Consider the following 26,776-nt stretch of genomic DNA (forward strand, 5'->3'; position numbering starts at 1 on the left):
GCGGCGTCAGATTCCCCGAAGGCGACCTTCACGGACCAAGGCCCCGACGGCTCCACGCATCCGCCACCCACCTCACCGGAACCGACGCGCACACATCCGCGCACACATCACTGTGGCTTTTCCGGGACTCCGGCGCCACCTTCGCGGGCATCTGGCCGGGTCTGTTTCCTGCCCCGAAGGAAACGTTTCCGCTCGTGCTCCGCAGGTGGCTTCATCGGCGTGGATGTCGTGGAGGTGGCCTTCGCGGGCGTGCGCTGTCCCGGGGTGGATGCCCTGAAGGGGCCCTTGGGGGAATGGGGTGCCGTGAAGGGAGCCTTCGGGGCATGGGGGTGGCGGTGTCGTATGCCGTGAGGGGCGGGATTGTGGCGTCAGATTCCCTGAAGGCGTCCTTCGGGGACCAAGCCCCGGGGCGGCTCCACGGTTCCGCCGCCCCTCGCACCGGAATCGACGCGCGCGCGTCAGCCGCGCATCATCGCTGTGACCTCCGGGGCGCCGCGAGCCCCGCCTCATGAGTGCCCGGCGGCACTCATGAGTGGCACCGCCGACGTTCACCAGAACCACATTCCCTACCCTCATCAGGGTGAACGCGGTTTCGGAGCTGGCCACCTCGGGGCCGCTGCTGCTCGCCGCCGGTGTCGCGCTGCTCGCCGGGGCGATCTCGTTCGCCTCCCCGTGCGTCGTCCCGCTGGTCCCCGGCTACCTCGCCTATCTCGCCGCGCTCGTCGGCGCCGAGGCGCCCGCGGTCAGCGCCGGTGAGGAGCGGAAGAAGGGCCGCTACGCGGTCATGGGGGCGTCGCTGCTGTTCGTGCTCGGGTTCACCGTCGTGTTCGTCGCGACGCTCGGCACGCTCGTCTGGCTGAGCGACGCGCTGACCCTCAACCAGGACCTCATCCAGCGCATCGGCGGCGTGCTCACGATCGGCATGGCGCTGGTGTTCCTCGGCTGGATCCCCTGGCTCCAGCGCGAGGTCCGGTCGCACCACGTGCCGCGCGGCGGACTGTGGGGCGCGCCGCTGCTCGGCGCGATCTTCGGGCTCGGCTGGACCCCGTGCCTCGGCCCGACGCTGTCCGCGGTCACCAGCATGGCCAGCGCGACCGGCGGCGTCGAAGCGCGCGGCTACCTGCTGATCCTGGTGTACTGCATCGGGCTCGGGGTGCCGTTCCTCGTCATCGCGCTCGGCGCCCGCTGGGCCGTGCGCGCCACCGACTGGGTGCGCCGCAACGGCCGCAAGGTCCAGATCTTCGGCGGGGTGCTGCTGCTGATCGTGGGCGTGCTGCTGGTCGCGGGCCTGTGGGGAGATCTGATGGGCTGGATCCGCAACGAACTCGCGAGCGAACTCGAGCTGCCGCTGTGACGACGACCGAAGCGCCCCCCGCGCAGCCGCGCAAGCCGTACCGCCCGTCGCCGCTCAAGCGCGTGCTCGCCTTCCTCCGCAACACCTGGCGCGGGCTGACGTCGATGCGCACCGCGCTCATCCTGCTCTTCCTGCTCGCGCTCGCGGCGATGCCCGGCGCGCTGCTGCCGCAGCGGGTGCTGAACGCGACGAAGACCGACGAGTACATCGCCGCGCACGGCTGGTGGGGCGAGCTCCTCGACCGGTTGCAGTTCTTCGAGGTCTATTCGAGCGTCTGGTTTTCCGCGATCTACCTGCTGCTGATGGTGTCGCTGATCGGCTGCCTGACGCCGCGCAGCTTCGAGTTCGTCAAGCAGATGCGCGCGAAGCCGGTGCTGACGCCGCGGAACCTGGCGCGCATGCCGCACCACCGGAAGGCCGAGCTGGACGGCGGCGTGGACGACGTGCTCGCCACGGTCCGCACGCGGCTGCGCGGCTGGCGCCGGGTCGAACGCGAGGAGCCGGGCGGGGTTCGCACCGTCAGCGCCGAGCGCGGCTACCTCCGCGAGACCGGCAACGTGATCTTCCACTTCGGCATCCTTGGCGTGATCGTGTTCTTCGCGCTCGGGAAGATGTACAGCTACGAGGGCGACGTGCTGGTCCAGGCGGACGGCTCCTCGTTCTGCAACTCCGGCATCTACGCCTACGACAACTTCCGGCCCGGCCTCAGCATCGACGGCACGAGCCTCACCCCGTTCTGCCTCAAGGTCGACGGGTTCAAGGCCGGTTACACCGCGGACGGGCAGCCGGAGCACTACGAGTCGGACATCCAGTACCAGGCGGGCGCCGATCTCGACAGCGGCACGTGGCGGCCCTACCACCTCGAGGTCAACGAGCCGCTGCGCACCGACGGCGACCGCGTCTACCTGATCAACCACGGCTACACGCCCGCGTTCACGGTGACCTACCCCGACGGCAAGTCGAGGACGATGAGCACCCAGTGGCGGCCGGTGAACCCGCAGACCTACCTGTCGGAGGGTGCGACGAAGTTCGACGAGCCCGGGATCGGGGACTCGGCCCAGCGGCGGTCGCGCCAGATCGCGGTGACCGGGCTGTTCGCGCCGACGCCGTTCCTGCACGGCAACGTGCTCACCTCGATCGCGCCGGGGCTCAAGGACCCGAAGGTCGCCGTCGACGTGCTCCGCGGCGATCTCGGCCTGGACACCGGGAAGCCGCAGTCGATCTACGAGGTCGACCAGCAGATGGTCGACGACGGCAGGCTCAAGAAGGTCGCGCGTGAGAACCTCGCCGTCGGCCAGTCGATCGCACTCGACGACGGCACGAAGATCCGGTTCGACGGCGTCAAGCAGTGGGTGATGCTCCAGGTCTCGCACGATCCGACGCAGGTGTACGTGCTGGTGTTCGCGGTGGCCATGCTGCTGGGTCTCGCGGCGTCGCTGCTGGTCAAGCGGCGGCGCGTGTGGGTGCGGGTGACCCCGGTGGACGGCGCCGAGGATGTACGACGTACCGTAGTAGAAGTCGGCGGGCTCGCCCGCACGGATCAGGCAGGCTACGGCGAGGAGTTCACCCGGATCGCGCGCGATCTCCTCGACGGGAAGAACGGGAACTGACATGCCGATCAACGAGAACCTGTCGCGCTTCAGCGACTACGCCTACACGACCGCGGTCGCGATCTACGTGCTCGCGTTGATCTTCCTGCTGATCGAACAGTCCTTCGGCGTGCGCGGCCGCCAGGCCGCCGAACGCGCCAAGACACGCGAACTCGCCGGCGCGGGCGGCCCCCCGGTCGTCGAAGAGGTGCCGTCGAAAGTCGCGAACACCGGCCTGATCCCGCCCGCGAGGGCGGCGCGGATCGGCCGGATGGGCGCCGCGCTCGTGGTGCTCGGCGTGCTGCTGCACCTGTCCGCGCTGGTGCTGCGCGGCCTCGCGGTCAGCCGCGCGCCGTGGGGCAACATGTACGAATACATCATGGCGGTCACCTTCGTCGCCATGGCCGCCTGGCTCGTCGTGATCAAGAAGTTCGACGTCCGGCACCTCTCCGGGTTCGTGCTGCTGCCCGTGGTGATCCTGATGTTCATCAACGGCACGATGCTCTACACGACCGCGGCTCCGGTGCAGCCGGCGCTCCAGTCGTACTGGCTGGTCATCCACGTCTCCGCGGCGATCCTCGCGTCCGGTGTGTTCCTGATCCCCGGCGTCGCGAGCGTGCTGTTCCTGTTCCGCTCCGCTTACGAGCGCGACAACGCCAAGTTCGCGAAGTTCGGCCCGAAGCTGCCGTCGTCCGACGTGCTCGACCGGGTCGCCTACCGGACCACCGTGCTCGCCTTCCCGGTGTTCACCTTCGGCGTGCTGTGCGGCGCGGTGTGGGCGGAGGCGGCGTGGGGCCGGTTCTGGGGCTGGGACCCGAAGGAGACCGTCGCCTTCATCGCGTGGGTCGTCTACGCCGCGTACCTGCACTCGCGCGCGACGGCGGGCTGGCGCGGCACCAGGGCGGCGGTCATCAACACCATCGGGTTCGCGCTCACCGTGTTCAACCTGTTCTTCGTCAACCTCGTCACCGCGGGCCTGCACTCGTACGCCGGGGTCAACTGACATCGCGCGCGCTTGCCGACTACCGTCGTCACTGAAGACCACCGGGCGACCGGCACGACCGGCGGGGCAGCGCGAGGAGGATGGCACTGGTGACGGGAACCAACGACGAATCGGTGCCTGGCCACCAGGAACAGGACGGCATCTCCGCGGACTCGCCGACGCAGTGGGCGCCGCCCCCGCCGCCGGAGCATTCGGCCCCCACCGCGCAACCGGGTGAATCCGGCCCGCTGTTCGCCGAGGACCGGACCGATTCCGCGCCGCATCCGCCCGCGCAGGCGGCCCAACAGCCACCCGCGCAGCAGGCGCAGCCCGCGCCGCCACCCGCCGACCCGGCGAAGCCGGCCGACCCGTCGTCCGGGCCGTTCCCGGTCGCCGGCAGCCAGCCGCAGTACGCGCCCGGCTACCCGGCGGCCCAGCCGCAGGCCGGGTACCCCGAGCAGCAGCAGCCCGTCTACCAGGAGCAGCACGGGTACACCGAGCCGCCGCCTCCCGGCCAGCAGCCGCCACCGCAGCCGCAGTACGCGGTGCCCTACGACCAGCAGCTCCCGCCGCTGCAGCCGCCGCAGTACGCCGCGCCCCCGCCGCAGCAGTACGAGCAGCAGCCATACGAGCAGCAGCAGGCCCCGCCGGGGTACCCGCCCCTGCCGCAGCCGACCGCGCAGCAGCAGGGCGGGGGCAGGCACGCGCTGGCCGGTGGTGACGACCTGACCAGCGCGCACCTGGTCAAGCAGGTCAAGCGGCGTCCGCAGTCGGGCTGGCGCAAGGCCGTCTACCTCGGCTCCGGCAAGCTCATCAACCCCGGTGAGAGCCCGGCCGACCGCCAGCAGCGCGAGCTGATCGCGCGCGTCAACCAGCCGCTGCGCGGGTGCTACAAGATCGCGATGCTGAGCCTCAAGGGCGGCGTCGGCAAGACCACCACGACCACCACGCTCGGCTCGACCTTCGCGTCGCTGCGCGGGGACCGGGTCGTCGCGGTCGACGCGAACCCGGACCGCGGCACGCTGTCGCAGAAGATCCCGATCGAGACCACCGCGACCGTCCGGCACCTGCTGCGCGACGCGGACAAGATCACCAGGTACAGCGACGTCCGGTCCTACACCTCGCAGGGTTCGAGCCGCCTCGAGATCCTGGCCAGCGAGCAGGACCCGGCGGTCTCCGAGGCGTTCTCGGAGGAGGACTACCGGCGCACGGTCACCCTGCTGGAGCACTTCTACAACATCGTGCTCACCGACTGCGGCACCGGCCTCATGCACTCCGCGATGAAGGGCGTCCTCGACGTCGCCGACGCGCTGGTCATCGTGTCCTCCGGCTCGGTCGACGGCGCGCGCAGCGCGTCCGCGACGGTCGACTGGCTCGACGCGCACGGGTACGGCGAACTGGTGAAGCGCTCGGTCGCGGTGATCAACTCAGTGCGCCCGAAGGGCGGCTCGGTCGACCTCGACAAGCTGTCCGCGCACTTCGGCGCCAGGGTCCGCGCGGTGTGCCGCATCCCGTTCGACCCGCACCTCGAAGAGGGCGCGGAGATCGAACTCGACCGGCTCCAGACCGGCACCAGGCTGAGCCTGCTCGAACTGGCGGCGACGGTCGCGGACGCGTTCCCGCGCAAGTAAGGGTAAAACCCACCTTTACCGTATCCGGGGTGTCCTCGGCGGAACCGCCGCGTTCGCGGCTGTGAAACGGGTCTCAAACGACGACGCCGCGCCGGTCCGGGGTGGACGGGCGCGGCGTGTCGGCTCCGCTGGGTTCAGCGGTCCTTCTCGTCGTGGGGCTTGTGCTGGTCCTCGGCGAGTTTACGCAGGAAATCCGGGTCGTCGTCCGGCGCGACGGAAGTGCGCCGGGAGGGCACACCCACTCGCTCCGCACCGAAGGCCCGCCAGAGAAGTACGGCGATGGTCAGCGCGCCGATCGCCGCGAGCAGGTAGATCATGCTCGGCTCCCTTCCGGTATGCCGCGCGGTCGTGGTCCCCCGAGGTTAACCCTTTTGTCGGGATTCGGGGACGCGGCACCCTCACGGTTCGCCTGCGATCTCGCCGCAACCGTGCCGGGACTTCTCCGGGGTGTCGCGCGCCGGGGACAACCAGCTCGCGTTCCCGGGACGAGAACGCGGCGCGGTGGGCTGTCAGACGGCGCGGGTCGGCTCGCTGGCGTCGGTGGTCAGCTCGGCGAGCAGTTCGTTGACCTCGGACTCGCGGAACCTGCGGTGCCCGCCGGGGGTGCGGATCGAGCCGATGCGGCCCGCGGTGGCCCACCTCGTGACCGTCTTCGGGTCGACCCTGAACAGCGCGGCGACTTCGCCCGGGGTGAGCAGACGTCCTCCCATGGTCGCGGTCATCTTCCGCCTCCTTTACGACTTCGGTGCTATACCGGAAATCGTCAACGGTCGTCCAGGCCGTCGGCACCGGTAGCCAACTAGGGCAATCGTGGCATCTCACCCGTCAGGTACTCGAACGGTTGGCTAAGAGTAAAGAGCCCTTAAAGGACTAAAGGGACATTTCTCGTCCGCCGCAGGTCAAGGGCTCGCGGGTGGTGCCGGGGGCCGGGATGGTTAGGGTCTGTCCATGGATTCGGTTGACCGGCGGATCATCGCTGCCCTGCGCCTCGACGGGCGCGCGACCTACGCCGAGCTCGGGCGCTCGGTCGGACTGTCCGCGTCTTCGGTGCACGAACGGGTCGGCAAGCTCGAAAGCGCGGGTGTGATCACCGGCTACCACGCGACGGTGGATCCCGGCACTGTCGGCCTCGGGGTGACCGCGCTGGTCGGCATCCAGCCCACCGACACCGCCTTCGACGACGACGTCGCCGAGGAGCTGGGCAAGCTCGCCGAGGTGGAGAGCTGCTACGCGGTCGCGGGCAACGACGCGTTCGTGGTGAAGGTCAGGGTCGCGACCGTCGACGATCTCGAGCGCAGCCTCGGCAGGCTGCGCCGCATCGACGGCGTCGCCCGCACGCACACCACGGTCGTGCTCTCGACCCGCTTCGAAGGCAGGCCGAACAACGTCGCTTTGGAGGCCAGGGAAGGCGGCGCGTAATCTCGACGGCGTGAGTGAAGCGCCCGATGAACGGCCAGCGAGCACCCTCGGCCGAGACCTGACGCTGTACGTGCTGGCGCGGTTCGCGATCGTCGCGGTGCTGGCCGTGCTGCTGGTCCTGGTCAAGGTCCCGCTGCTGGTCGCGCTCGCCGTCGGCCTCGTGGCGGGCCTGCCGATCGGCCTGCTCGCGCTCCGCAAGCTCAACGCCCGCGTCACCGCGGGGCTCGCCATGCGTAACGAGCGCCGCGCCCGCGAGCGCGCGAAGCTGCGTGCCGAGCTGCGCGGTGAAGTGTGAGCCTGCTGAAGAACCGCGCCTGGGTCCGTGAAGCCGTCCGCATCATCGAAGCGGACGCGAACCGCAGTGCCGACACGCACCTGCACACCTTCCCGTTGCCGCCCGAATGGGGCGTCGACCTCTACCTGAAGGACGAGTCGGTGCACCCGACCGGCTCGCTCAAGCACCGGCTCGCCCGGTCGCTGTTCCTCTACGGCCTGGTCAACGGCCAGATCGGCCCGGACACCGTCCTCATCGAGGCGTCGAGCGGCTCGACGGCGGTGTCGGAGGCGTACTTCGCGCGCATGCTCGGCCTCGAGTTCGTCACCGTGGTGCCGAGGAAGACGAGCCCGGAGAAGATCGCGCTCATCGAGTTCTACGGCGGCCGCTGCTACTACGTCGACGTCCCGCTGGCCATGTACGACGAGGCGGAACGGCTCGCGGCGGAGTGCGACGGGCACTACCTAGACCAGTTCACCTATGCCGAGCGCGCGACCGACTGGCGCGGCAACAACAACATCGCCGAGTCGGTGTTCGCGCAGATGCGGTCCGAGCGGCACCCGGTGCCGGCCTGGATCGTGGTCGGCGCGGGGACCGGCGGCACCAGCGCGACGTTCGGCCGGTACGTCCGCTACAAACGGCACACCACCAAGATCGGCGTCGTCGACCCCGAGAACTCGGCGTTCTACGGCGCGTGGCAGACCGGCGCGCTCGACTACGGGACGGGGATGCCGTCGCGGATCGAGGGCATCGGCCGCCCGCGCGTGGAGCCGTCGTTCGTGCCGGGCGTGATCGACGAGATGTTCCCGGTGCCGGACGCGGGCTCGATGGCGGCGATCCGGCTGCTGCGCGAGCGCACCGGCCTGTGGGCGGGCGGATCCACCGGGACGAACCTGTACGGGGCCTTCCAGCTGATCTCGCGGATGGTGGCCGAGGGGCAGGCGGGCAGCATCGTCACCCTGCTGTGCGACGGCGGTGACCGGTACGCGCACACCTACTACAACGACGAGTGGCTCGCCGAGCACGACCTCGACATCGAGCCGCACCGGCTTGCCATGGACGAGTTCATGACCAGCGGGAAGTTCCTGCCCGCGGGGTGAGGCGCGGTCAGCCCCCGTGCCCCGCGGTTTCCCGCGGGCGGGCGCGGACGTGCACGCGTTCGCCCTGGCGCCCGAAGAGGCTGAGCATTTCGACCGGCCCGTCCCCGGTGCTGCCGAACCAGTGCGGCAGCCGCGTGTCGAACTCGGCGGCCTCGCCGGGGCCCAGCACCAGGTCGTGGTCGGCCAGCACCAGCCGCAGGCGGCCGGAGAGCACGTACAGCCATTCGTAACCCTCGTGGGTGCGCAGCTCCGGCGTGCTCCGCTTGGCGGGCAGGATCATCTTGTAGGTCTGGATCGGGCCGGGCTGGCGGGTCAGCGGCAGCACGATGTTGCCGTTCGCGCGCCTCGGCCGCACGCGGACGCGCGGATCGCCGACCTCCGGCGCGCCGACGAGTTCGTCGAGCGGGACCTGGTGCGCCAGTGAGATCGGGAGCAGCAGTTCGAGGCTCGGGCGGCGCCGGCCGGACTCCAGGCGGGACAGGGTGCTCTTCGAGATGCCGGTCGAGGTGGCCAGCGCGTCCAGCGTGACACCCCGCTGGGTGCGCAGCCGCTTGAGCCGTGGCCCGACTTCGGTCAGTGCGCGGTCTACCGCGGCGGAATGCTGCACGCCGCGAGTGCAGCACGCCCGTCGCGAAAACGGCAACTCCTGTTGCTGTTACTGGAACTTGACCGTGCTCAGCCGATGGCGAGCGCGGCGGCGGTGAGGACCGCCCAGGCGAGCATCGCCAGCCCGGTGTCGCGCAGCGCCGGGATCAGCTCGCGGCCGTGCCCGGTGCGGATCGCCCTGACCGATTTGACCAGCATCGGCGCGGTGACCAGCGCGACCCAGGCGAACGTGCCCGTCGCGATCAAGGCCAGGCTGACCAGGTACGGCACGGCGACCAGCGCCAGGTAGAGGCGCCGCGTGCCCCGGTCGCCGAGCCGCGTGGCCAGCGTCCGCTTGCCCGCTTCGACGTCGGTCGGGATGTCGCGCAGGTTGTTCGCGGTCAGCACCGCGCACGAGAACGACCCGACCGCGACCGCGCAGCCGAGTGCGACCCAGCTCACGCGCCCCGCCTGCACGTAGACGGTGCCGAGCACGCCGGCCAGGCCGAAGAAGACGAACACCGCGATCTCGCCGAAGCCGTAGTAGCCGTAGGGCTTCTTGCCGCCGGTGTAGAACCACGCGCCGAGGATGCAGACCGCGCCCATCGCGAGCAGCCACCAGCGGCCGCTCGCCGCGACGAGCACCAGCCCGAGCACCCCGGCGAGGCCGAGGCTGGCGAGCGCGGCGGCGAGGACCCTCTTCGGCGCGGCGGTCCCGGAACCGACGAGCCGCAGCGGGCCGACCCGGTTCTCGTCGGTGCCGCGCACACCGTCGGAATAGTCGTTCGCGTAGTTCACGCCGACGATCAGCGCCAGCGCCACCAGCAGGGCCAGCAGCGACTGCCACCAGGTGAAGGCGTCGAGGGCGGCCGCGGCGCCGACACCGGCGACGACCGGGGCCACGGCGTTCGGCAGGGTGCGCGGCCGCGCGCCTTCGATCCATTCCGACACGGTTGCCATGACGATCATTCTTTCCGGGGACGCGCGGGGTCAGGGCAGCAGGGTGTCGCGAACCGAGCGCCGGTCCACCTTGCCCGGTCCGCGCAGGGGGAGCGCGTCGAGGAATTCGATCCGCTTCGGGGCCGCGGCGGCGCCGAGCGCGTCGCGGACCGCCGCGCGCAGTGGTGCGATGCCGGTTCGCGGGCCTTCGGCCACGATCGCGGCGGCCACGGCCTCGCCCCACTGCGGGTCCGGCACGCCGACCACGCAGGCTTCGCGCACGCCGTCGCAGGCGGCGAGCACGCGTTCGACCGCACCGGCGGGCACCTTCACCCCGCCGGTGTTGATCATGTCGTCCACGCGGCCGAGCACTTCCAGCCGCCCGTCGGCGTCGAACCGGCCTTCGTCGCTGGTCCGGAAGGCCCCGTCGACGAAGGATTCCGCCGTCTCGTCCGGCCGGAGCCGGTAGCCGCCTGCCAGCACCGGGCCGGAGATCAGCACGCGGCCCTCCGCCAGTGATACGTGCACGCCGTTCAGCGGCACGCCGTCGTAGACGCAGCCGCTGGCGGTTTCGCTCATGCCGTAGGCGGGCACGATCCGGACGCCCGCGTCCGCCGCGCGCTCGCGCAGCGCGGGCGGGGTCGCGGCGGCGCCCAGGATGATGCGGTCGAACGCGCGCGCGGCGTCCAGACCGGCGCCGCCCGCGTCGAGCAGGCGGACGAGCTGGGTCGGCACCATCGCGGTGTAGCGCGGGCCCGGGGACTTCAGCAGCGGCGCGGCGGCTTCGGCGAACCCGTCGGGACGGAACGGCCCCGGCGGCAGGATCGCGGGCTCGGTGCCCGCCAGCAGCGCGCGGACCAGGACCTGGAGCCCGCCGATGTAGCGGGCGGGCGTTGCCAGCAGCCAGTGCCCGTCGCCGCCGAGCCGCTCGTGGGTCGCGCGCGCGGACGCGGTCAGCGCGGCGGCGGAGAGCAGCACGCCCTTGGGGGCACCCGTGGAACCCGAGGTCGCGATGATCGCCGCGGTACCGGGTTCCACTGGCTCATCGGGCGCCATGCTGTCGCGCAGCGCGGGCGCCGACGGGTCGTTCGCGTCGAGCGGCAGGACGGCGGGGCCCCCGGCGAGCGCGTCGGAAAGGGCCCGGCGGAGGCGGTCGATGGATGCCGGTGCGTCGTCGAGCCAGACTTCCCGCACCGCCGACCTCCCGGATTCACCCGCCTCCGGCCGAGTCTAGATGGCGTGTTCGACGGCGTGCGGCAGGACGACGCGGGCGGCGGACTCGTCGATCCCGGCCTGGTGCCGGGTGACCTCGGGGCGGAACGCTTCTTCGTAGCGGGCGAAGGCGGCACGGTGGTCGCCGGTGGCGAGCCCTTCGGCGAGCGCGTCCGCGCCGAGCATCGCCAGGCTCGTGCCCATCCCGGTCAGGAACGACGCGCAGTACGCGGCGTCCCCGAGCAGCGCCACCCGGCCAGCGGACCAGGACGGCAGGTGGATCTGGCTGACCGCGTCGGCGTAGATGCCTTCCGCGGCCTCCAGTTCGGCCAGCAGCTTCGGCACCTGCCAGCCCATGCCCGCGTAGGCCTCGGTGACCAGCTTCTTCTGCTGCGCGGTCTCCCGGAGGTCGCCGGGGAACTCCCGCGGCCGGAACGCGAAGAACGCGGCGGCCTTGCCCCGGTAGCTGTACACACCCGCCGTGCGGCCCGGCTCCTGGTGCAGCACCCCCCGGTTTTCGCGGCCGAGCCCGGGATCCACCCCCACCGACGCCGAGTACAGCCCGAGATACCGCGCGAACGAGGACTCGGGGCCGAAGACGAGGCGGCGGACCGTCGAATGCAGGCCGTCCGCGCCGAGCACGAGGTCGAACCGGCGGGGCGCACCGCGCTCGAATTCGACGTCGACCCCGGCATCGTCCTGCGCGAGGGCGCGGATCGAATCGTCGAAAACGTATTCCACGTCGTTTCTGGTGGCGTCGTGCAGGATTCGAACGAGATCGTCGCGCTCCAGTTCCAGGTCGCCGGACACGGCCGGGTCGACCGCCAGCACCGTGCGGCCGTCCGCGTCGACGAAGCTGACGCCCTCCGTATGCGTCCGGACGGCCTCGACCTCGTTCAGGATGCCCATGCGGCCGGCGAGTTCCACGGTCCGGCCGCGCAGGTCGATCGGCCCGCCGCCGCCCCGCCGCCCGTCGGAGCGCTCCACCACCGTGCTGCGGATCCCCAGCCGGGAGAGCCTGTGGGCCAGTGTCGGACCGGCGATGCCCGCCCCGGAAATCAACACGTGCACGTCATTCCCCTTTGTTTTACTGACCGTCGGTCAGAACAACAGAAGGCTACGCTACTGACCAACGGTCAGGCAAGTCTAGGCTGAGCGGGTGCTGACCACGCGTGCGCGGATACTGGACACCGCCCGGCGGCTGTTCGCCGAGCGCGGCTTCCAGAACACCTCGGTGCGGGAGATCGCGGAGCGGCTGGGGCTGACGAAAACGGCCGTGCTGTACCACTTCCCGGCCAAGACGGACATCCTCGCCGCGCTCGCGGATCCCTACCTCGAAGACCTGGAAGCGGTGCTGGACTCGCCGAAGTCGCCGGACGGGGTCATCGAGGCACTGCTCGACGTACACCTCAAGCACCGCCACATGATGCGGAGCAACCTCATGACCGACGTGTCGCTGCAGACCAGCATCGCGCTGCGGTACGCCCGGATCATGATCAGGGCGAACCGCCTCATCGCGGGGGACGACCCGGATTTCGACGAGCGGATCCGCGCCGCCCAGACCGTCGCGATGCTGAGCGATCCGGTGATCGCCTACGCCGACGAGCCGCCCGAGAAACTCCGTGCCGCCGTCCTGCGCGGCGTCCGCGCACTGCGCGAGAACACCTAGCCGGTGCTTACGCGTAGGCGAGCGTGAGCGCGCGGCCCTGCGCCCGGCCCGCTTCGGCGGCGGGGCGGCGGGTGCCGGGGTCGAGCGGGTTGGTGCCCATCGCGGCGAACGACGCCTCGTCGGGGGCGACGACCGCGACCGACGTGCCGGAGGACCGCAGGTCGTCGATGACCTCGGGCAGCGGGTGCTCGGCGGGGAACGGCGACTCGACGCCCATCGGGGCGACGATCAGCACGCGGTTCGCGCCCGCCGCGTAGTCGGCGTTCTCGCCGGAGCGCATGCCGCCGTCCACGTAGCGCCTGCCTTCGATGGTGACCGGCGGCCAGATCCCGGGGACCGCGCAGCTCGCGGCGACCGCGTCGACGAGCGGGACGCCGGAGCCGCGCTCGAACACGCGCGGCTCCCCGGTCCCGGCGTCGACGGCCACGATCAGGATGCGCCGCGACGGCCACTCGGGGGAGGGCAGGCGGGATGCGATGGCGGCGCGCCGATCGGCTTCGGGCACGGTGTCGGCGGCCAGCGCGAACTCGCCGATGGCCCGCCGGACCTCGGCATAGGTCGGCTGGGTTTCGAAGATCGCCCCGAAGGCGCCGGCGAAGGCCTCGAGATCGAGTTCGGCCGCGATCTCCGCGGCCTGCAGCGACGGCTCGGTCTGGCGGGCGTAGAGGTCGCCGAGGGGGAGCCCGCTGCCGAGCTGGGCGGCGACGGCCGAGCCCGCGGACGTGCCGACGAGCAGGTCCGCGCCGGTGACATCGGTCCCGCGGTCGGCCAGCCCGGCCAGCAGCCCGGTGGTCCAGGCGATCCCGGCCACCCCGCCGCCACCGAGCACCAGCGCCTCTTCAGCCACGGTCCACTCCCTTTCGTCGACTTCCGTGACGACAGTTTGCCCGCGAAACGTCGTCGGGGCGGCTCAGCGGAGGAAGGCCAGCAGGGCTTCGGTGACCTGGCCGGGGTGGGTCAGCGCGGGCGTGTGGGCGGCCCCTTCGACGACGTGGACCGCGGTCGCCGACGGCAGGCGGTCGCGCAGCAGCTCCATCCGGTCGCGCGGCAGCGAACGGTCCCGCGAACCCCAGAGCAGCAGCGCCGGGCAGGTGATCTCGCCGAGCCTGCCGGAGACGTCGTCGCGGTCGAGCAGGCAGCGCGCGGTTTCGCCGAGCGGCAGGCTCGCGCGGGCACGCCAGCGCTCCCGCCACGCGGCCGCGTGCACGTCGTCGCCTCGGTGTCCATCAGCACCAGGCCGGTCACGCGCTCCGGCGCGAGCAGTGCCGTGCGCAGCGCGATGAAGCCGCCCTGCGAGATGCCGCCGACGGTCGCGGACGGCAGGCCGAGCGCGTCCATCATGGCCAGCACGTCGCGGGCGGCGTCCCAGTAGGTGAAGGGGCCGTCGACGTCGGGGGATTCGCCGTGCGCCGGCGCGTCCCAGCGGATCACCCGCCACCGCGGCGCGAGCGCTTCGGCCTGCGCGTCGAAGACGGTGTGGTCCAGGAAGTAGCCGTGCCCGAGCAGCAGCGGCGGTCCGGTACCGCCGGTGTCGGCGACGTGCAGTTCGCGTCCGTTGACCCGCATGTCAGTAGTGGTACGGGTAGCCGGACCAGTCCGGGTCGCGCTTCTGGAGGAACGCGTCGCGGCCTTCGACGGCTTCGTCCTGCATGTACGCCAACCGGGTGGCTTCGCCCGCGAACAGCTGCTGGCCCATCAGGCCGTCGTCGGCGAGGTTGAACGCGTACTTGAGCATGCGCTGCGCGGTCGGCGACTTGCCGTTGATCTCCCACGCCCAGGTCAGCGCCTCGGACTCCAGCCCGGCGTGCGGGACGACGGCGTTGACCGCGCCCATCGCGTGCATCTGCGCCGCGGTGTAGGCCCGGCCGAGGAAGAAGATCTCGCGGGCGAACTTCTGCCCGACCTGCTTCGCCAGGTAGGCCGAGCCGTAACCGCCGTCGAACGAGCCGACGTCGGCGTCGGTCTGCTTGAACCGCGCGTGCTCCTCGGAGGCCAGCGTGAGGTCGCACACCACGTGCAGCGAGTGCCCGCCACCCGCCGCCCAGCCGGGGACGACCGCGATCACCACCTTGGGCATGAACCTGATCAGCCGCTGCACCTCGAGGATGTGCAGCCTGCCCGCGCGCGCCGGGTCGACCGTGTCCGAGGTCTCGCCGTCCGCGTACTGATAGCCGGACCGTCCGCGAATACGCTGGTCACCACCGGAGCAGAACGCCCAGCCCCGGTCCTTCGGCGACGGCCCGTTGCCGGTCAGCAGTACCGCGCCCACGTCGGAGCTCATCCTGGCGTGGTCGAGCGCGCGGTACAGCTCGTCCACGGTGTGCGGGCGGAAGGCGTTGCGGACCTCCGGCCGGTCGAACGCGATCCGCGCGACGCGCTTGCCGGATCGGCTCTCAGCCGAGCGGTGGTAAGTGATGTCAGTGAAGCTGAACCCCTCGGCTTCGCTCCACACGGACGGGTCGAACAGCTCGGAAACCTGGGCGTCATCCACGTTTGGGAGAATAGGACGTGTGCGTGTGAGTAGGGAGACCACATCCGGCGACTCGTGGCTGCGCGGCCGCCGGTGAACCCGTCGACCGCACAGGCACGGGTCGTCGCCGACGAGCTCGTCCGCAACACCGTTTCGCACGTGGTGCTCTGCCCCGGCTCACGGAACGCGCCGCTGTCGATCGCGCTCTACGACGCCGCGTCGGCCGGGAAACTGCGGCTGCACGTGCGGATCGACGAGCGGGGCGCCGCCTTCCTCGCGCTCGGGATCGCCGCGCGCACCGGCCGCCCGGTCGCCGTCGTGTGCACCTCGGGGACGGCCGCGGCGAACTTCCACCCCGCGGTACTGGAGGCCGACCGCGCCGGGGTGCCGCTGATCGTGCTGACCGCGGACCGCCCGCCGGAGCTGCGCTCGGCCGGCGCCAGCCAGGTGATCGACCAGCAGAACCTCTACGGCAACGCGGTCCGCTACTACGACGAGCTCGCGGTCGCCGAGCGGCGTGCCGGGCAGAACGCGTACTGGCGCAGCCAGATCTGCCGCGCGTGGAACGCCGCGTACGGGGAATGGCGCTGCGGGCCGGTGCACCTGAACGTGCCGTTCCGCGAGCCGCTGGTGCCCGACGGGGGCGAGGACTGGTTCGAGTCGCTGGAAGGCAGGGCGGGCGGCGCGCGCTGGACCGAGCTGCCCGACTACGGCGCGCTGCCCGCGTTCGTGGTGCCCTCGGCGCGCTACGGCCTGGTCATCGCGTGCGACTCCGGGGTGCGCGCGGCGAGCGAGTGGGCGCAGGCGCACGGCTGGCCGGTGGTGTCCGAGACGGGTGGGCTCGGCCTGGCCGGCGACACCGCGATCGGCACCGGCGCGTGGCTGCTCGGCGTCGAGGACTTCATCGCGCGGCACAAGCCGGAGCAGGTGCTCTGCATCGGGCGGCCGACGGTGTTCCGGCAGGTGCAGGGCCTGCTCTCGGATCCGGACGTCGAGGTGCTGCTGGTGCGGCCCGATTCGGACTGGCCGGCCCCCGCGCACAACGTGCGGCAGGTCGGGCAGTGGTTCGCCGAGCCGACGAAACCGGCGGACCCGGACTGGCTGCCCGCGTGGCAGCGCGCCGACGCCGCCGCGAAGGCCGCGGTGGGCACCGCGATCGCCGAGGAGCCGTGGCCGAGCGGACTGCGGCTGGCCGCGGAGCTGGTCGGCGCGCTGCCGCAGGACTCGCTGCTGGTGGTCGGCTCGTCGAACCCGACGCGGGACGTGGCGCTCGCCGGCGGGATCCGGCCGGACGTGCTGGTGCACCGCAACCGCGGGGTCGCCGGGATCGACGGGATGGTGTCGACGGCGATCGGCGCGGCGTCGGTGCACCGGGGCCCGTCGTACGCGCTGGTCGGCGACCTGACTTTCCTGCACGACGCGAACGGACTGCTCGCGGGCCCGGTCGAGGAGCGGCCGGACCTGACGTTCGTCGTGCTGAACGACGACGGCGGCGGCATCTTCTCGCTGCTCGAACAGGGCGCGCCGGAGCACAGCGCGAGCTTCGAGCGGGTGTTCGGCACCCCGCACGGCGCCGATCTCGGCGCGCTGTGCGCCGGGTTCCGCGTGCCGCACGTGCTCGCCGAGACGCTGACGGAGTTCCGCGCGGCGTTGCGGCCGCGGCCGGGGCTCAGGGTGGTCGAGGTGCGGGTGGACCGCTCCCGGCACCGTGATCTGCACGCCCGCGTGCGTGCCGCGGTGTCCGCCGCGGTCGAGAACGCTTGAGCACCGTTCAGGAACGTTGGGACACGGTTCGGGGCCAGGTCGTCCCAGATGGCAAGACCCGCCCTTCGGACGGTGCTCGCCAGTCGATCACGGGGATAGGTTCAGCGCGCTTCGAGTGAACAGATGGAGGATTCGATGCGCGTCAGAACTCGTGCGGGTCTGGGGGCGATCGCCACTTCGGTCGCGACGGTCCTGCTCGCTTCCACCGCCAGCGCGGCACCCGCCCCGGGCGCCCCCGGCGCGGGGGACCCGTACTACCCCGGTGCCGGGAACGGCGGCTACGACGTCGCCCACTACGACATCCGCCTCACCTACCAGCCCGCCACCGACCAGCTCGCCGGGACCACCACGATCCTCGCGACCACGACGCAGGAGCTGTCGAGCTTCAACCTCGACTTCGGCCTGAAGGTCAACTCGGTGCGCGTGAACAACGCGCCCGCGAAGTTCGCGAACGACCCCAAGGACCCCAGCGAGCTGGTGGTCACCCCGGCCGCGCCGCTGGCCGCGAACCAGCCGATCACGGTCGCGGTCAACTACGCCGACACGCCGTCGAAGGTCGCCATCGACGGCGTCACCGCGTGGAAGAAGACGCCGGACGGCGCGCTCGCCGTCGACGAGCCGCAGAGCGCCGAGTGGTGGTACCCGTCGAACGACCACCCCACCGACAAGGCCACCTTCGACGTGTCGGTCGAGGTGCCCGACGCCGTCTCCGCGCTGTCCAACGGCACGCTGGTGAGCAAGACGAAGCACCGCGCGGGCTGGACGAGGTGGAACTGGCGCAGCACCAACCCGCAGGCCACCTACCTGTCCTCGCTCGAGGTCGGCAACTTCGAGGTGCACCAGGCCACCACGCCGGACGGCAAGCCGTTCGTCACCGCCTACGGCGCGGACCTCGGCCCGTCGCTCGACGCGGCGAAGGCCAGCGTGGAGCGCACGCCGGAGGTCAACGAGTTCCTGGCGAGCAAGTTCGGCCCCTACCCGTTCGAGGCGGAAGGCGGCGTGGTCACCACCGGCATCCGGTTCTCGCTGGAGGACCAGACCCGTCCGGTCTACGGCGCGCGCAACTTCGCGGCGGGCTCGAACACCACGCTCATCGCGCACGAGAACGCCCACCAGTGGTTCGGCGACAACGTGTCGCTCGGCAGGTGGAGCGACATCTGGCTGAACGAGGGTTTCGCGAGCTACGCGGAGTACCTGTGGTCGGAGCACGAGGGTGAGGGCACCACGGGCGAGCTGACCCAGTACCTCTACGACTCGCACGCGGCCGGCGACGCGTTCTGGCAGGTCCTTCCCGGCGCCCCCGGCGCGGACAAGCAGTTCGACGGTGCCGTCTACGACCGCGGCGGGATGGCGCTGCAGGCGTTGCGCACCGCCGTCGGCGACGACGCGTTCTTCACGACGCTGAAGACGTGGCAGCAGGTGAAGAAGGGCGGCCACGCGGTCATCCCGGAGTTCATCGCGCTCGCGGAGAAGATTTCCGGCAAGCCGCTGTACGACCTGTTCCAGACCTGGCTGTTCACCAAGGGCAAGCCCGCGGCGGGCCCGAACGGCACCGCGGCGAAGACGGCGGCCTCGGCGCGTTCGGCCGCGGCGCCGTCAGCGCCGAAGTCGCTGCCGCAGATCCTGGCGAACCACGAGGCGCTCGCGCGGGGCTGAGCCCTAGCGCAGCAGGAGCTGAGGGGGACCGGGCCGCCGGTCGCGGACCGCCCACCCGGGCGAGTCGGCGACCGGCGGTCCTATGCTCGGCACGTGGCGAACATCGAGCGGCGGCTGCGGATCGGCAGGCGGGTCGTGCTCGGCGCCGCCGTCGTCGTCACGGTGCTGTGCGCGGGACTGCTGTTCGCCGCGATCCGCAACGACCACGCGATCGAGAGCCACCTCGGCCGGGCTCAGGCCGACGTCGACTCGGTCGCGTTCGACCGCACGATCATCCGGTACGTCGCGCAGGACGGGAACCTGCACAGCCCGTCGACGGGCGTGCTCTACCCGAGCGGGCTCACCGCCGGTGACCTGGTGTGGGTCGAGTACGACACCACCGATCCCGATCTGGTCAGGGTCGCCGGGCGGACGGCGGAGCTGACCTGGGTGCCGCTGGGCAGCACGGCGCTGGTGACCTGGGTGGTGGCTGGCCCGCTGCTCTGGTGGCTCGGCCGCCGCCGGAAGAACCTCGGCGCACCGGGCGAACCGGCCGCCGAGGCCGTGGCCGAAGAGTCGCCCGCCGCATAACGACGGCGGGGAGTCAGCGGAAGAGGTCGAGTTCGAGCTGCCCGGCGGTGGCGAGTTCGCGGCGGCGCCGGTTGCCGAGGCAGCGGGCACAGGTGACCTCGTCGGCGGTGGGCACCAGGCCGCGGGCATCCCAGCCGTTGAGGCCCGCGCCGCAGGCGGGAAGCCAGCGAGCGGTGACTTCGTGGACCGTGCCCGAGGGGGCGCGGCCGCGGGCGCCGGGATGCGCGGCCGCCCACGCCAGCGGGTCCGGCAGCACCGGCGCGGTCGCGGGGCGCGCGTGCCGGAGACGGCGGCGGAAGACATCCAGCCCGGTGCCCCGGCGCAGCTCGGACTCCGGGAACAGCGCTGGCGAATCCGCGTCGGCCATACCACTCACGGTCGCACCGCGACCAGGTTCAGCGACAGCGTCCAACCGGGTAGCGCGGCCGCCGGAACGGCCTCGGCGCACCGGGAGGACCGGCCGCCGGGACCGTGACCGAAGAACCGCTCAGCGGCCGGGATGCGGCGGGTACTGCTGCTGCGGATACCCCTGCTGCGGCGGGTACGGCGGCTGGCCCTGCTGCGGCGGCGCGAACTGGCCGCCCTGCGGGAACTGCTGCCGCGGCGGGTGCTGGGCCTGCGGCTGGTGCTGGTACTGCTGCTGGGGCGCGAGCTGCTGCGTCGCCTGCGGGGGCTGCCCGCCCTGAGCGGTGTTCATGACCTGCTGCGCCTCGGCCTTGGTGGTCTTGTTCGCCGCACCGCAGAAGGTGCACTGCGTGAACCACTTCGAGCCGATCGGGAACAGCGGGATCCAGAACAGCGTGAACTTCTTGACCGCGTTGCGCACCACGTGCGCGGCCGGGTTCTGGCACTGGGCGCACACGAGCGTCGCGGTGCCGCGGTCGTGCACCTTCGTCCGCCAGCCGTAAATGATCATCGTGGAGCTCCTGGGTCATCGGGGGAGAACGCACCCTACGACGCGGCGGGCCCCGATGTGGCTCCCGCGGACGATTCGTGATCTCGGTGATGCCGATACCGCCGGATATGCCGGGTATGACCCGGAAGCCCAGCTCAGACGGCTGTTTCCTGCCACCACGCGAGCACTTCTTCGGCGACGCCGGGTGCCGCGACGAGCAGGCCGTCGGCGGGCAGCGCGGTGCCCTCGCCGCGGCGGTCGAGCACGTGCGCGCCCGCCTCGATCGCCATCGCGACCGAGCCCGCGACGTCCCACTCGTGGTAGCTGTGCAGCACGGCCGCGGCGGCGTGCCCGAGCGCGACCTGCGCGATCGAGAGCGCGGCCGAGCCGAGCACGCGCACGCCCGCGTGCGCGGCGGCGGCGCGTTCGATGAACCCGCCCATGCCCGGCCACGGCCCGCTGCGGGACAGTTCGGTGCAGACGATCGCGCCCGCGGTGGCGTACCGGTCGATCAGCCGCACGGGCTGCCCGTTCGCCCGCGCGCCGCGGCCGCGCGCGGCGGCGTAGATCTGCGCGCGGTACGGGTCGGCGACCACGCCGACGACCGGGCCGGACGCGTCGATCAGGGCGAGGCTGTAGGCGCACCACGGCATGCCGGCGACGTAGTTCGCGGTGCCGTCCACCGGGTCGACCACCCAGCGGTACTCGGCGACGTCGGCGCCGAGGTCCGCGCCGAACTCCTCGCCGACGACGGGGATACCGGGGAACTCCGCGGTCAGCACGCGGCGCGTGTGGCGTTCGAGGATGCGGTCGGTGTCGGTGACCCAGTCGAACGGCGAGTCCTTGGTGTCGGGGCGCGCGCCCCTGCCCGCGGTCGCGGTGATGACGTCGGTGGCGTCGTTCGCCAGCCGTCCGGCGATTTCGAGTGCGCGGGACAGCAAGCCGGGCTCGACCGGCTGGGACGGGCGGGAGGACAAGAGGGTCACGCCGCCTTAGTGTGGGCGTGCCCGGTGTCCGGCGGGCGTCGCGCAGATGACATGTGTTCGCTGATCCGCCGGCGGTCGGTGATCTTGAGCGGATCTTGAGCGGATCTTGAGCGCGCCGTCGGCAAAGTTGGGGAAGCGTTGGTGTCGGTGTCACGTGACGGTCGCCGTGCGACGAAACTGGCGTGCCACAGTGCGAGGCGTGCGAGTCGCGATAGTCACCGAAAGCTTCCTTCCGCAGGTGAACGGCGTGACGAACTCCGTGCTGCGGGTCGTCGAGCACCTGCGTGACCGCGCGCACGACGTGCTCGTGATCGCGCCGGGCGCCGGTCCCGGCGAGTACCGCGGCGCGCCCGTGGTGAGAATCCCGGCGCTTGAGCTGCCGGTGGTCAACTCGCTGCCGATCGGGCTGCCGACCAGGACCGTGCTCACCGCGATGACCCGGTTCCGGCCCGACGTGGTGCACCTCGCGTCGCCGTTCGTCGTCGGCGCGCGGGGGCTCGCCGCCGCGCGCAGGCTGCGGGTTCCCTCGGTCGCGGTGTACCAGACCGATATCGCCGGGTTCGCCACCGCGTACGGCCTCGGGCTCGGCGCGCGTGCCGCGTGGCGCTGGGTGCGGCGGCTGCACAGCAAGGCGGACCGCACGCTCGCGCCGTCCACGGAATCGATGGCCGAGCTGCGGGACCACGGCGTGCCCCGCGTGCACCGCTGGGGCCGCGGCGTGGACATCGGGCAGTTCTCGCCCGAGCACGGGGATCCCGCGCTGCGGGCGGCGCTCGCGCCGGACGGTGAGCTGCTCGTCGGGTTCGTCGGCAGGCTGGCGCCGGAGAAGGAGGTCGACCGGCTGGCCGCGCTCGACGGCGTCGACGGTGTTCGCGTGGTCGTGGTCGGCGACGGGCCGGAGCTGGAGAACCTGCGCGAACGCCTGCCGCGTGCGGCGTTCCTCGGCGCGAAGTACGGCGCCGAGCTCGCCACCGCGTACGCCAGCCTCGACGTGTTCGTGCACACCGGCACCCACGAGACGTTCTGCCAGGCCGTGCAGGAGGCGATGGCGTCGGGCCTGCCGGTGCTCGCACCCCGCGCGGGCGGCCCGAAGGACCTCGTGCTGCCCGGCCGCACCGGGTACCTGCTGGCACCCGGGCGCGCCGAGTTCGCGGCCGAGCTGGTGGACAAGGTCACCGCGCTGCGGGACCCGGCGTTGCGGGAGCGTCTCGGCCAGAAGGCGCGGCAGACCGTCCTCGGCAGAACGTGGCCCGCGGTGTGCCGCGAGCTCGTCGAGCACTACGAGGCGGTGCGGGGAAACGTGGCGCGAGCGGCGTGACATGCACATCGTCCAGCTGGCGAACTTCTACGGACCTCGCTCGGGTGGACTGAGGACGGCGCTGAACCACCTCGGCGCCGGGTATGTCGCATGTGGACACCGGGTGACGCTCGTGGTGCCTGGCCCGCGGTACGCCGACGAATGGCTGCCGACCGGTGTTCGCCGGTTTTCCCTTCCGGCGCCCCGCATCCCGGCGACCGGCGGTTACCGCGCGGTCGACCCGCACCGGGTGCGCGCGGTGCTGCGGCGGCTCGAACCCGACCGGCTGGAGGTGTCCGACCGGCTGACGCTGCGCGGGATGGGCACGTGGGCGCGCCGCCACGGCGTGCCGAGCGTGGTGATCTCGCACGAGCGGCTCGACCGGCTGCTCGAGCAGTTCCTGGTGTCGCCGCCGGTGGCGCGCCGCGTCGCCGACGCCGCGAACCGGAGGATGGCCGGCAGCTACGACACGGTGGTGTGCACGACGACCTTCGCCCGCGCGGAGTTCGACCGGATCGCCACGCCGAACGTGCTGCGCGTGCCGCTCGGGGTGGACCTGACGGCGTTCGCGCCGAAGCTGCGCGACGAGGGCTGGCGGCGCACGCTGTCCGGCGGCGCCGACACCTTGATCGTCCACTGTGGACGTCTTTCGCCGGAGAAGCACGTGGAGCGCAGCGTCGACACGATCGCGGCGCTGACCGGTGCGGGTGTCGCCGCGCGGCTGGTGGTGGCGGGTGACGGGCCGCGCCGCCGTGCGCTCGAACGGCGGGCGCGCGGGCTTCCGGTGACCTTCCTCGGCTTCGTCTCCGATCGCAGTGATGTGGCGAAACTGCTTGCCAGTGCGGATGTTTCACTCGCGCCCGGTCCACATGAGACATTCGGGCTCGCCGCGCTGGAGGCGCTGGCCTCCGGCACGCCGGTGGTGGTGTCCGCGTCCTCGGCGCTGCGGGAGATCGTCCAGCCCGGCTGCGGTGCCGCGGTCGACGACCACGCGCCCGCGTTCGCCTCCGCGGTGGCGGGCCTGCTCGAAAGCCCGGAGGACCTGCGGCGCGCGGCGGCGCGGGCGCGGGCGGAGGAGTTCGCCTGGCCGGTTTCGGTGCGCGGTATGCTCGCCGCCCTTGGTTGACGTGTGAACAGTTCATTCGTAAACTGTCGACTGTGGATGAATACCGGGAGCTGATGCGGTACCTGCACCGTGCCGCGCTGCTGAGCGAGCGCGCCGGTGAGCGGAGGTTCACCGAGCGGATCGGGATCGGGCGCACACAGTTCCTCGTGCTGCGGACCATTTCCGACGCGGCCGAGACGCCGTCGCAGCAGGCGATCGCCGATCTGCTCAGCCTCACGAAGGGCGCGGTCAGCCGTCATGTGGCGAACGCGCGGCGGGAAGGCTGGCTGACGATCGGGAGTTCGCCGGTGTCGCGCCGGGAAAACGCGCTCGAACTGACCTCGGCGGGGCGGGCGCTGGTCGAGCGGGGCCGTGCGGTGCAGGTGGAATACGAGGAGCTGTCGCGGCCGCATCTGTCCAAAAGGGACGTCGTCACCACAGGCCGCACGCTCAAGACCCTGTGCGAGCTGCTGGAACAGGAGGAGCGCCGATGAGCGGGCCGCGGATCGCGATCGTGCTCGGCAGCACGCGGCCGGGACGGCTCGGCGACCGCGTGTGCCGGTTCGTCGCGGCACGGGCCGCGCTCGTGCCCGGTGCCGCGTTCACCGTGCTCGACCTCGCGGACTACCCGCTGCCGTTCTTCGACGAAACGCTTGCCCCGCTGGCGAATCCGGACCGGGTGCCCGCGCCCTCGGTGCACCGGTGGTTGCAGGACGTGCGCGACGCCGACGGGTTTTACTTCCTCACCCCGGAGTACAACCACACGGTCCCGGCCGCGCTCAAGAACGCCTTGGACTTCCTTGCCCGCGAGGCGTACGGCAAGCCCGCCGCGATCCTGTCCTATTCGAGCACCCGGCACGGCGGCACCATCGCGGGCAACGAACTGCGGCTCACGCTGAGCAAAGTCGGCATGCTGCCGCTGCCGGAAAGCCTGCCGCTGGCGAACGCGGACCGCCTGCTCGCGGCGGACGGTACCGTCACCGAGGTTTCGGACTGGGCGGACCGGGTGGCCGCGTTCGTGCCGAAGGCACTGGCCGACCTGGTTCGCTACGCCGTCGCGCTGAAGACCGTCCGGGCGGCCTGACTCCTGGTTGACGACGCGAAGCGTGTTCCCTTAGTCTCCAGTTATTCCAATTATTGGACTAACTGGGAAGTGTTTATGATCTTGGTGACCGGCGCGACCGGAAACATCGGCAGGCACGTCGTGGGCGGGCTGCTCGCGCGCGGCCTGTCGGTCCGAGCGATGACGAGGGACCCCGCCGCGGCGGGGATCACGCCCGGTGCCGAAGTCACCCGCGGCGACCTGGCCGAACCGGCGGGGTTACCCCTGAACGGCGTCGAAGCTGTCTATCTGATGGCGATGGGCGGTGCGCCCGCCGAGGTCGTCGAGCGGTTCGAGCGGGCGGGGGTGCGGCGGGTGGTGCTGCTGTCCACGGCCGACGTGCTGGACGGGGTGCCCGTCCAGCCGGACGAGGTCGCGGTGCGGCACCACCGGTTCGAAGCCGCGATCGCGGCTTCCGGTCTCGAATGGACCTTCCTGCGGCCCAACGAACTCGCCGGGAACGCCCTGCACTGGGCACCCCAGATCGCCGAGGGCGATGTCGTGCGCGCGCCGTTCCCGCTCGCGTGCACGGTGCCGATTCATGAGCGCGATGTCGCGGACGTCGCTGTCGAGGCGCTTGTCGGCGACGGGCATCACGGCGCGAAGTACGCCCTCACCGGCCCGGCCGCGATCACGCACGCCGACCAGCTCCGGCTCATCGGCGCCGCGCTCGGCCGGTCCTTGACCTTCGCGGAGATCGCCGCAGACGAGGCCCGTGAGCAGATGACGCGGTACGCGCCGGCGCCGATCGTCGACGCGGTGCTCGGTCAGCTCGCCGCCGCGGTGGCAAGGCCGTACGTGCCGACCGGTGTAGTGGAGGAGGTCACCGGCAGGCCGCCGCGCGGTTTCGCGGACTGGGCCGCGGAGCACGCGGCCGACTTCGGGTAACCGCCGGGTATCCTGCGACCCGCGGACACGGCGGGAGCGGATACGGGTGGCGGGCGAACCGGAGCGGCTGGCTGAGGAGCTGATGCTGGCCGTGACCGATCTGCAGAACGTCACCGACGAGGTCGACCAGGCGGTGAGCGAGCGGCTCGGGCTCAACCGCACGGACGCGCGCTGCCTGGCCTACCTGGTCGCTCGCGGGCCGTTGAGCGCCGGTGACCTCGCCGCGCTGGCCGGGCTCGCGCCGAGTGCGCTGACCTTCGCCGTCGACCGGCTGGTCAAGGCCGGATACGCCGAGCGAGCGCGTGACGACGCGGACCGGCGCCGGGTGGTCGTCAAGGCCGCCGAACGGACGCACCGGATCGCCGCGGAGCTGTGGGGCGAGACCGTCGAAGAGACCGAACGGCAGCTCGCGGAGTATTCGCCGGGGCAGCTTCGGCTGCTGCTCGGTTTCGTCCGCGACCAGGTGGACCTGCAGCGGCGCCAGGTCGCGGTACTCCGCGACCGGCCCGAATAGTCCACTGTGGACTCGACGGGCGCGGGTGGGCGGGTCTCAGCGCGGCTCGGCTAGGCTCGCGCCATGTCGAGGGCGAGTCTGGACAAGGACCCACACGAGGTCGCCGCCATGTTCGACGGCGTCGCGTCCCGGTACGACCGGGCGAACTCCTTCATGACGTTCGGGTTCGACCGCCGATGGCGGACGACGACGTCGAGGGTGCTCGACGCCCGCCGCGGCGAGCGCGTGCTCGACCTCGCGGCGGGTACCGGGGTCTCGACCACCGAGTACGCGCGAGGGGGCGCGTGGTGTCTCGCCGCGGACTTCTCGGTCGGCATGCTGCAGGCCGGGCTGCACCGGGAGGTGCCGATGGTCGCCGCCGACGCGCTGCACCTGCCGTTCGCCGACGGCAGCTTCGACGCCGCGACCATCAGCCTCGGCATCCGCAACTTCGTCGACACCAAGGCCGCGCTCGTCGAGCTCGCGCGCGTGGTGCGGCCCGGCGGCAGGCTCGTGATCTGCGAAGTGTCGACGCCCACATTTCCGCCGATCAGGTTCGTCTACCGGAGGTTCATGCTGCGGCTGATGACCTGGGTCGGGCGCCGCTTCTCGTCGAACCCCGACGCGTACGCCTACCTGGCGGAATCCATGCTGGAATGGCCGAAGCAGCGCGACTTCGCGGAGATCATCGCCGCCGCGGGCTGGCGCGACGTCGAGTGGCTGAACCTCACGTTCGGCGTGGTCGCGGTGCATCGCGCCACGAAGCCCGAAGCGACCCCGCCCGTAGACTGACCAG

At 71.8% G+C, this 26,776-nt stretch carries 30 protein-coding genes and 1 pseudogene; 18 read left to right on the forward strand and 13 right to left on the reverse strand.

Annotated elements, in window-relative coordinates; translation table 11 throughout:
• The first annotated feature begins 580 nt into the window (after nt 1-580).
• From ABD256_RS39625 to ABD256_RS39640, 4 genes are all read left to right on the forward strand, one after another.
• On the forward strand, nt 581-1,354 hold the full coding sequence (locus ABD256_RS39625) for a cytochrome c biogenesis CcdA family protein (RefSeq protein WP_344430744.1): 774 nt from the start codon (nt 581-583) through the stop codon (nt 1,352-1,354).
• Entirely contained in the window at nt 1,351-2,964 is a 1,614-nt protein-coding gene (gene resB / locus ABD256_RS39630) for a cytochrome c biogenesis protein ResB (protein ID WP_344430746.1), read from the forward strand. Before ABD256_RS39625 ends, resB begins: the two co-directional genes overlap by 4 nt.
• A 1-nt stretch (nt 2,965) precedes the next feature.
• Nucleotides 2,966-3,946 carry a c-type cytochrome biogenesis protein CcsB gene (ccsB, locus tag ABD256_RS39635; RefSeq protein ID WP_344430748.1) on the forward strand — a complete coding sequence of 327 codons (981 nt, stop codon included), beginning with the start codon at nt 2,966-2,968 and terminating at the stop codon, nt 3,944-3,946.
• An 89-nt stretch (nt 3,947-4,035) separates the two neighbouring features.
• Nucleotides 4,036-5,556: a MinD/ParA family ATP-binding protein gene (locus tag ABD256_RS39640; protein ID WP_344430750.1), complete on the forward strand. Its 1,521-nt coding sequence runs from the start codon at nt 4,036-4,038 to the stop codon at nt 5,554-5,556.
• Nucleotides 5,557-5,690: 134 nt separating this feature from the next.
• Here the strand turns inward: ABD256_RS39640 and ABD256_RS39645 are convergent, their stop codons facing one another.
• Nucleotides 5,691-5,873, reverse strand: coding sequence for a hypothetical protein (locus ABD256_RS39645; protein ID WP_344430752.1), 183 nt, complete (start codon nt 5,871-5,873; stop codon nt 5,691-5,693).
• Nucleotides 5,874-6,065: 192 nt separating this feature from the next.
• Nucleotides 6,066-6,278: a BldC family transcriptional regulator gene (locus ABD256_RS39650; protein ID WP_215548137.1), complete on the reverse strand. Its 213-nt coding sequence runs from the start codon at nt 6,276-6,278 to the stop codon at nt 6,066-6,068.
• Nucleotides 6,279-6,504: 226 nt separating this feature from the next.
• On the opposite strand from ABD256_RS39650, the gene ABD256_RS39655 reads away from it, so the two are divergent.
• Genes ABD256_RS39655 through cds1 form a run of 3 tightly spaced genes read left to right on the forward strand, consistent with a single transcriptional unit; the run spans nt 6,505 to nt 8,349 of the window.
• Nucleotides 6,505-6,975 (forward strand): Lrp/AsnC family transcriptional regulator, encoded by a 471-nt coding sequence (locus ABD256_RS39655; protein ID WP_344430760.1) that lies wholly within the window; start codon nt 6,505-6,507, stop codon nt 6,973-6,975.
• Nucleotides 6,976-6,985: 10 nt separating this feature from the next.
• Nucleotides 6,986-7,270, forward strand: a complete 285-nt coding sequence (locus ABD256_RS39660; protein ID WP_344430762.1) for a DUF4229 domain-containing protein — start codon at nt 6,986-6,988, stop codon at nt 7,268-7,270.
• Nucleotides 7,267-8,349 carry an L-cysteine desulfhydrase Cds1 gene (gene cds1 / locus ABD256_RS39665; protein ID WP_344430764.1) on the forward strand — a complete coding sequence of 361 codons (1,083 nt, stop codon included), beginning with the start codon at nt 7,267-7,269 and terminating at the stop codon, nt 8,347-8,349. Before ABD256_RS39660 ends, cds1 begins: the two co-directional genes overlap by 4 nt.
• Nucleotides 8,350-8,356: 7 nt before the next feature.
• Here cds1 and ABD256_RS39670 read toward each other — a convergent pair whose 3' ends face one another.
• From ABD256_RS39670 to ABD256_RS39685, 4 genes are all read right to left on the reverse strand, one after another.
• On the reverse strand, nt 8,357-8,956 hold the full coding sequence (locus ABD256_RS39670; RefSeq protein WP_344430766.1) for a helix-turn-helix domain-containing protein: 600 nt from the start codon (nt 8,954-8,956) through the stop codon (nt 8,357-8,359).
• Nucleotides 8,957-9,024: 68 nt separating this feature from the next.
• On the reverse strand, nt 9,025-9,894 hold the full coding sequence (locus tag ABD256_RS39675) for a 1,4-dihydroxy-2-naphthoate polyprenyltransferase (RefSeq protein ID WP_344430768.1): 870 nt from the start codon (nt 9,892-9,894) through the stop codon (nt 9,025-9,027).
• Nucleotides 9,895-9,924: 30 nt separating this feature from the next.
• A complete protein-coding gene (gene menE, locus ABD256_RS39680; protein WP_344430770.1) occupies nt 9,925-11,067 on the reverse strand; it encodes an o-succinylbenzoate--CoA ligase in 1,143 nt (380 codons plus the stop codon).
• Between the two features lie 36 nt (nt 11,068-11,103).
• A complete protein-coding gene (locus tag ABD256_RS39685; RefSeq protein WP_344430772.1) occupies nt 11,104-12,156 on the reverse strand; it encodes an FAD-dependent monooxygenase in 1,053 nt (350 codons plus the stop codon).
• An 88-nt stretch (nt 12,157-12,244) separates the two neighbouring features.
• Between ABD256_RS39685 and ABD256_RS39690 the strand changes: the two genes are divergently transcribed.
• Nucleotides 12,245-12,754, forward strand: a complete 510-nt coding sequence (locus ABD256_RS39690) for a TetR/AcrR family transcriptional regulator (protein ID WP_344430774.1) — start codon at nt 12,245-12,247, stop codon at nt 12,752-12,754.
• A gap of 7 nt (nt 12,755-12,761) precedes the next feature.
• Here the strand turns inward: ABD256_RS39690 and ABD256_RS39695 are convergent, their stop codons facing one another.
• The 4 genes and pseudogenes from ABD256_RS39695 to ABD256_RS39710 all read right to left on the reverse strand — a co-directional run bounded on the left by ABD256_RS39695 (nt 12,762) and on the right by ABD256_RS39710 (nt 15,245).
• The gene (locus ABD256_RS39695) at nt 12,762-13,601 is read right to left on the reverse strand and encodes a patatin-like phospholipase family protein (RefSeq protein ID WP_344430776.1); all 840 of its coding nucleotides are present in this window, start codon (nt 13,599-13,601) and stop codon (nt 12,762-12,764) included.
• A gap of 63 nt (nt 13,602-13,664) precedes the next feature.
• Nucleotides 13,665-13,961, reverse strand: coding sequence for an alpha/beta fold hydrolase (locus tag ABD256_RS39700; RefSeq protein WP_344430840.1), 297 nt, complete (start codon nt 13,959-13,961; stop codon nt 13,665-13,667).
• 23 nt (nt 13,962-13,984) lie between these two features.
• Nucleotides 13,985-14,320: pseudogene (locus ABD256_RS39705) on the reverse strand (alpha/beta fold hydrolase); the annotation flags it as partial.
• A gap of 1 nt (nt 14,321) precedes the next feature.
• Nucleotides 14,322-15,245 (reverse strand): 1,4-dihydroxy-2-naphthoyl-CoA synthase, encoded by a 924-nt coding sequence (locus ABD256_RS39710; protein ID WP_344430778.1) that lies wholly within the window; start codon nt 15,243-15,245, stop codon nt 14,322-14,324.
• Between the two features lie 72 nt (nt 15,246-15,317).
• Between ABD256_RS39710 and menD the strand changes: the two genes are divergently transcribed.
• From menD to ABD256_RS39725, 3 genes are all read left to right on the forward strand, one after another.
• The gene (menD, locus tag ABD256_RS39715; RefSeq protein WP_344430836.1) at nt 15,318-16,988 is read left to right on the forward strand and encodes a 2-succinyl-5-enolpyruvyl-6-hydroxy-3-cyclohexene-1-carboxylic-acid synthase; all 1,671 of its coding nucleotides are present in this window, start codon (nt 15,318-15,320) and stop codon (nt 16,986-16,988) included.
• Between the two features lie 135 nt (nt 16,989-17,123).
• Entirely contained in the window at nt 17,124-18,644 is a 1,521-nt protein-coding gene (locus tag ABD256_RS39720) for a M1 family metallopeptidase (RefSeq protein ID WP_344430780.1), read from the forward strand.
• 93 nt (nt 18,645-18,737) lie between these two features.
• Nucleotides 18,738-19,214, forward strand: coding sequence for a DUF3592 domain-containing protein (locus ABD256_RS39725; RefSeq protein ID WP_344430782.1), 477 nt, complete (start codon nt 18,738-18,740; stop codon nt 19,212-19,214).
• A gap of 13 nt (nt 19,215-19,227) precedes the next feature.
• On the opposite strand, the gene ABD256_RS39730 is transcribed toward ABD256_RS39725, so the two are convergent.
• The 3 genes from ABD256_RS39730 to ABD256_RS39740 all read right to left on the reverse strand — a co-directional run bounded on the left by ABD256_RS39730 (nt 19,228) and on the right by ABD256_RS39740 (nt 21,095).
• On the reverse strand, nt 19,228-19,581 hold the full coding sequence (locus ABD256_RS39730; protein WP_344430784.1) for a hypothetical protein: 354 nt from the start codon (nt 19,579-19,581) through the stop codon (nt 19,228-19,230).
• Nucleotides 19,582-19,701: 120 nt separating this feature from the next.
• Nucleotides 19,702-20,130 carry a zinc ribbon domain-containing protein gene (locus ABD256_RS39735; RefSeq protein ID WP_344430786.1) on the reverse strand — a complete coding sequence of 143 codons (429 nt, stop codon included), beginning with the start codon at nt 20,128-20,130 and terminating at the stop codon, nt 19,702-19,704.
• 134 nt (nt 20,131-20,264) lie between these two features.
• The gene (locus ABD256_RS39740) at nt 20,265-21,095 is read right to left on the reverse strand and encodes an inositol monophosphatase family protein (protein ID WP_344430788.1); all 831 of its coding nucleotides are present in this window, start codon (nt 21,093-21,095) and stop codon (nt 20,265-20,267) included.
• Nucleotides 21,096-21,294: 199 nt separating this feature from the next.
• On the opposite strand from ABD256_RS39740, the gene ABD256_RS39745 reads away from it, so the two are divergent.
• The 7 genes from ABD256_RS39745 to ABD256_RS39775 all read left to right on the forward strand — a co-directional run bounded on the left by ABD256_RS39745 (nt 21,295) and on the right by ABD256_RS39775 (nt 26,772).
• The gene (locus tag ABD256_RS39745) at nt 21,295-22,413 is read left to right on the forward strand and encodes a glycosyltransferase family 4 protein (RefSeq protein ID WP_344430790.1); all 1,119 of its coding nucleotides are present in this window, start codon (nt 21,295-21,297) and stop codon (nt 22,411-22,413) included.
• Nucleotide 22,414: 1 nt separating this feature from the next.
• On the forward strand, nt 22,415-23,518 hold the full coding sequence (locus tag ABD256_RS39750) for a glycosyltransferase (protein ID WP_344430792.1): 1,104 nt from the start codon (nt 22,415-22,417) through the stop codon (nt 23,516-23,518).
• Between the two features lie 32 nt (nt 23,519-23,550).
• The gene (locus tag ABD256_RS39755; RefSeq protein ID WP_344430794.1) at nt 23,551-23,991 is read left to right on the forward strand and encodes a MarR family winged helix-turn-helix transcriptional regulator; all 441 of its coding nucleotides are present in this window, start codon (nt 23,551-23,553) and stop codon (nt 23,989-23,991) included.
• Nucleotides 23,988-24,581, forward strand: coding sequence for an NADPH-dependent FMN reductase (locus ABD256_RS39760; RefSeq protein ID WP_344430796.1), 594 nt, complete (start codon nt 23,988-23,990; stop codon nt 24,579-24,581). The genes ABD256_RS39755 and ABD256_RS39760 overlap by 4 nt, the downstream gene beginning before the upstream one ends.
• Nucleotides 24,582-24,656: 75 nt before the next feature.
• Nucleotides 24,657-25,487, forward strand: coding sequence for an SDR family oxidoreductase (locus tag ABD256_RS39765; protein WP_344430798.1), 831 nt, complete (start codon nt 24,657-24,659; stop codon nt 25,485-25,487).
• Between the two features lie 46 nt (nt 25,488-25,533).
• Nucleotides 25,534-26,001 carry a MarR family transcriptional regulator gene (locus tag ABD256_RS39770; protein WP_344430800.1) on the forward strand — a complete coding sequence of 156 codons (468 nt, stop codon included), beginning with the start codon at nt 25,534-25,536 and terminating at the stop codon, nt 25,999-26,001.
• Between the two features lie 63 nt (nt 26,002-26,064).
• Nucleotides 26,065-26,772 (forward strand): demethylmenaquinone methyltransferase, encoded by a 708-nt coding sequence (locus ABD256_RS39775; RefSeq protein ID WP_344430802.1) that lies wholly within the window; start codon nt 26,065-26,067, stop codon nt 26,770-26,772.
• The last annotated feature ends 4 nt before the right edge of the window (nt 26,773-26,776 follow it).

This window comes from Amycolatopsis minnesotensis (assembly GCF_039529815.1).
Lineage (GTDB): Bacteria > Actinomycetota > Actinomycetes > Mycobacteriales > Pseudonocardiaceae > Amycolatopsis > Amycolatopsis minnesotensis.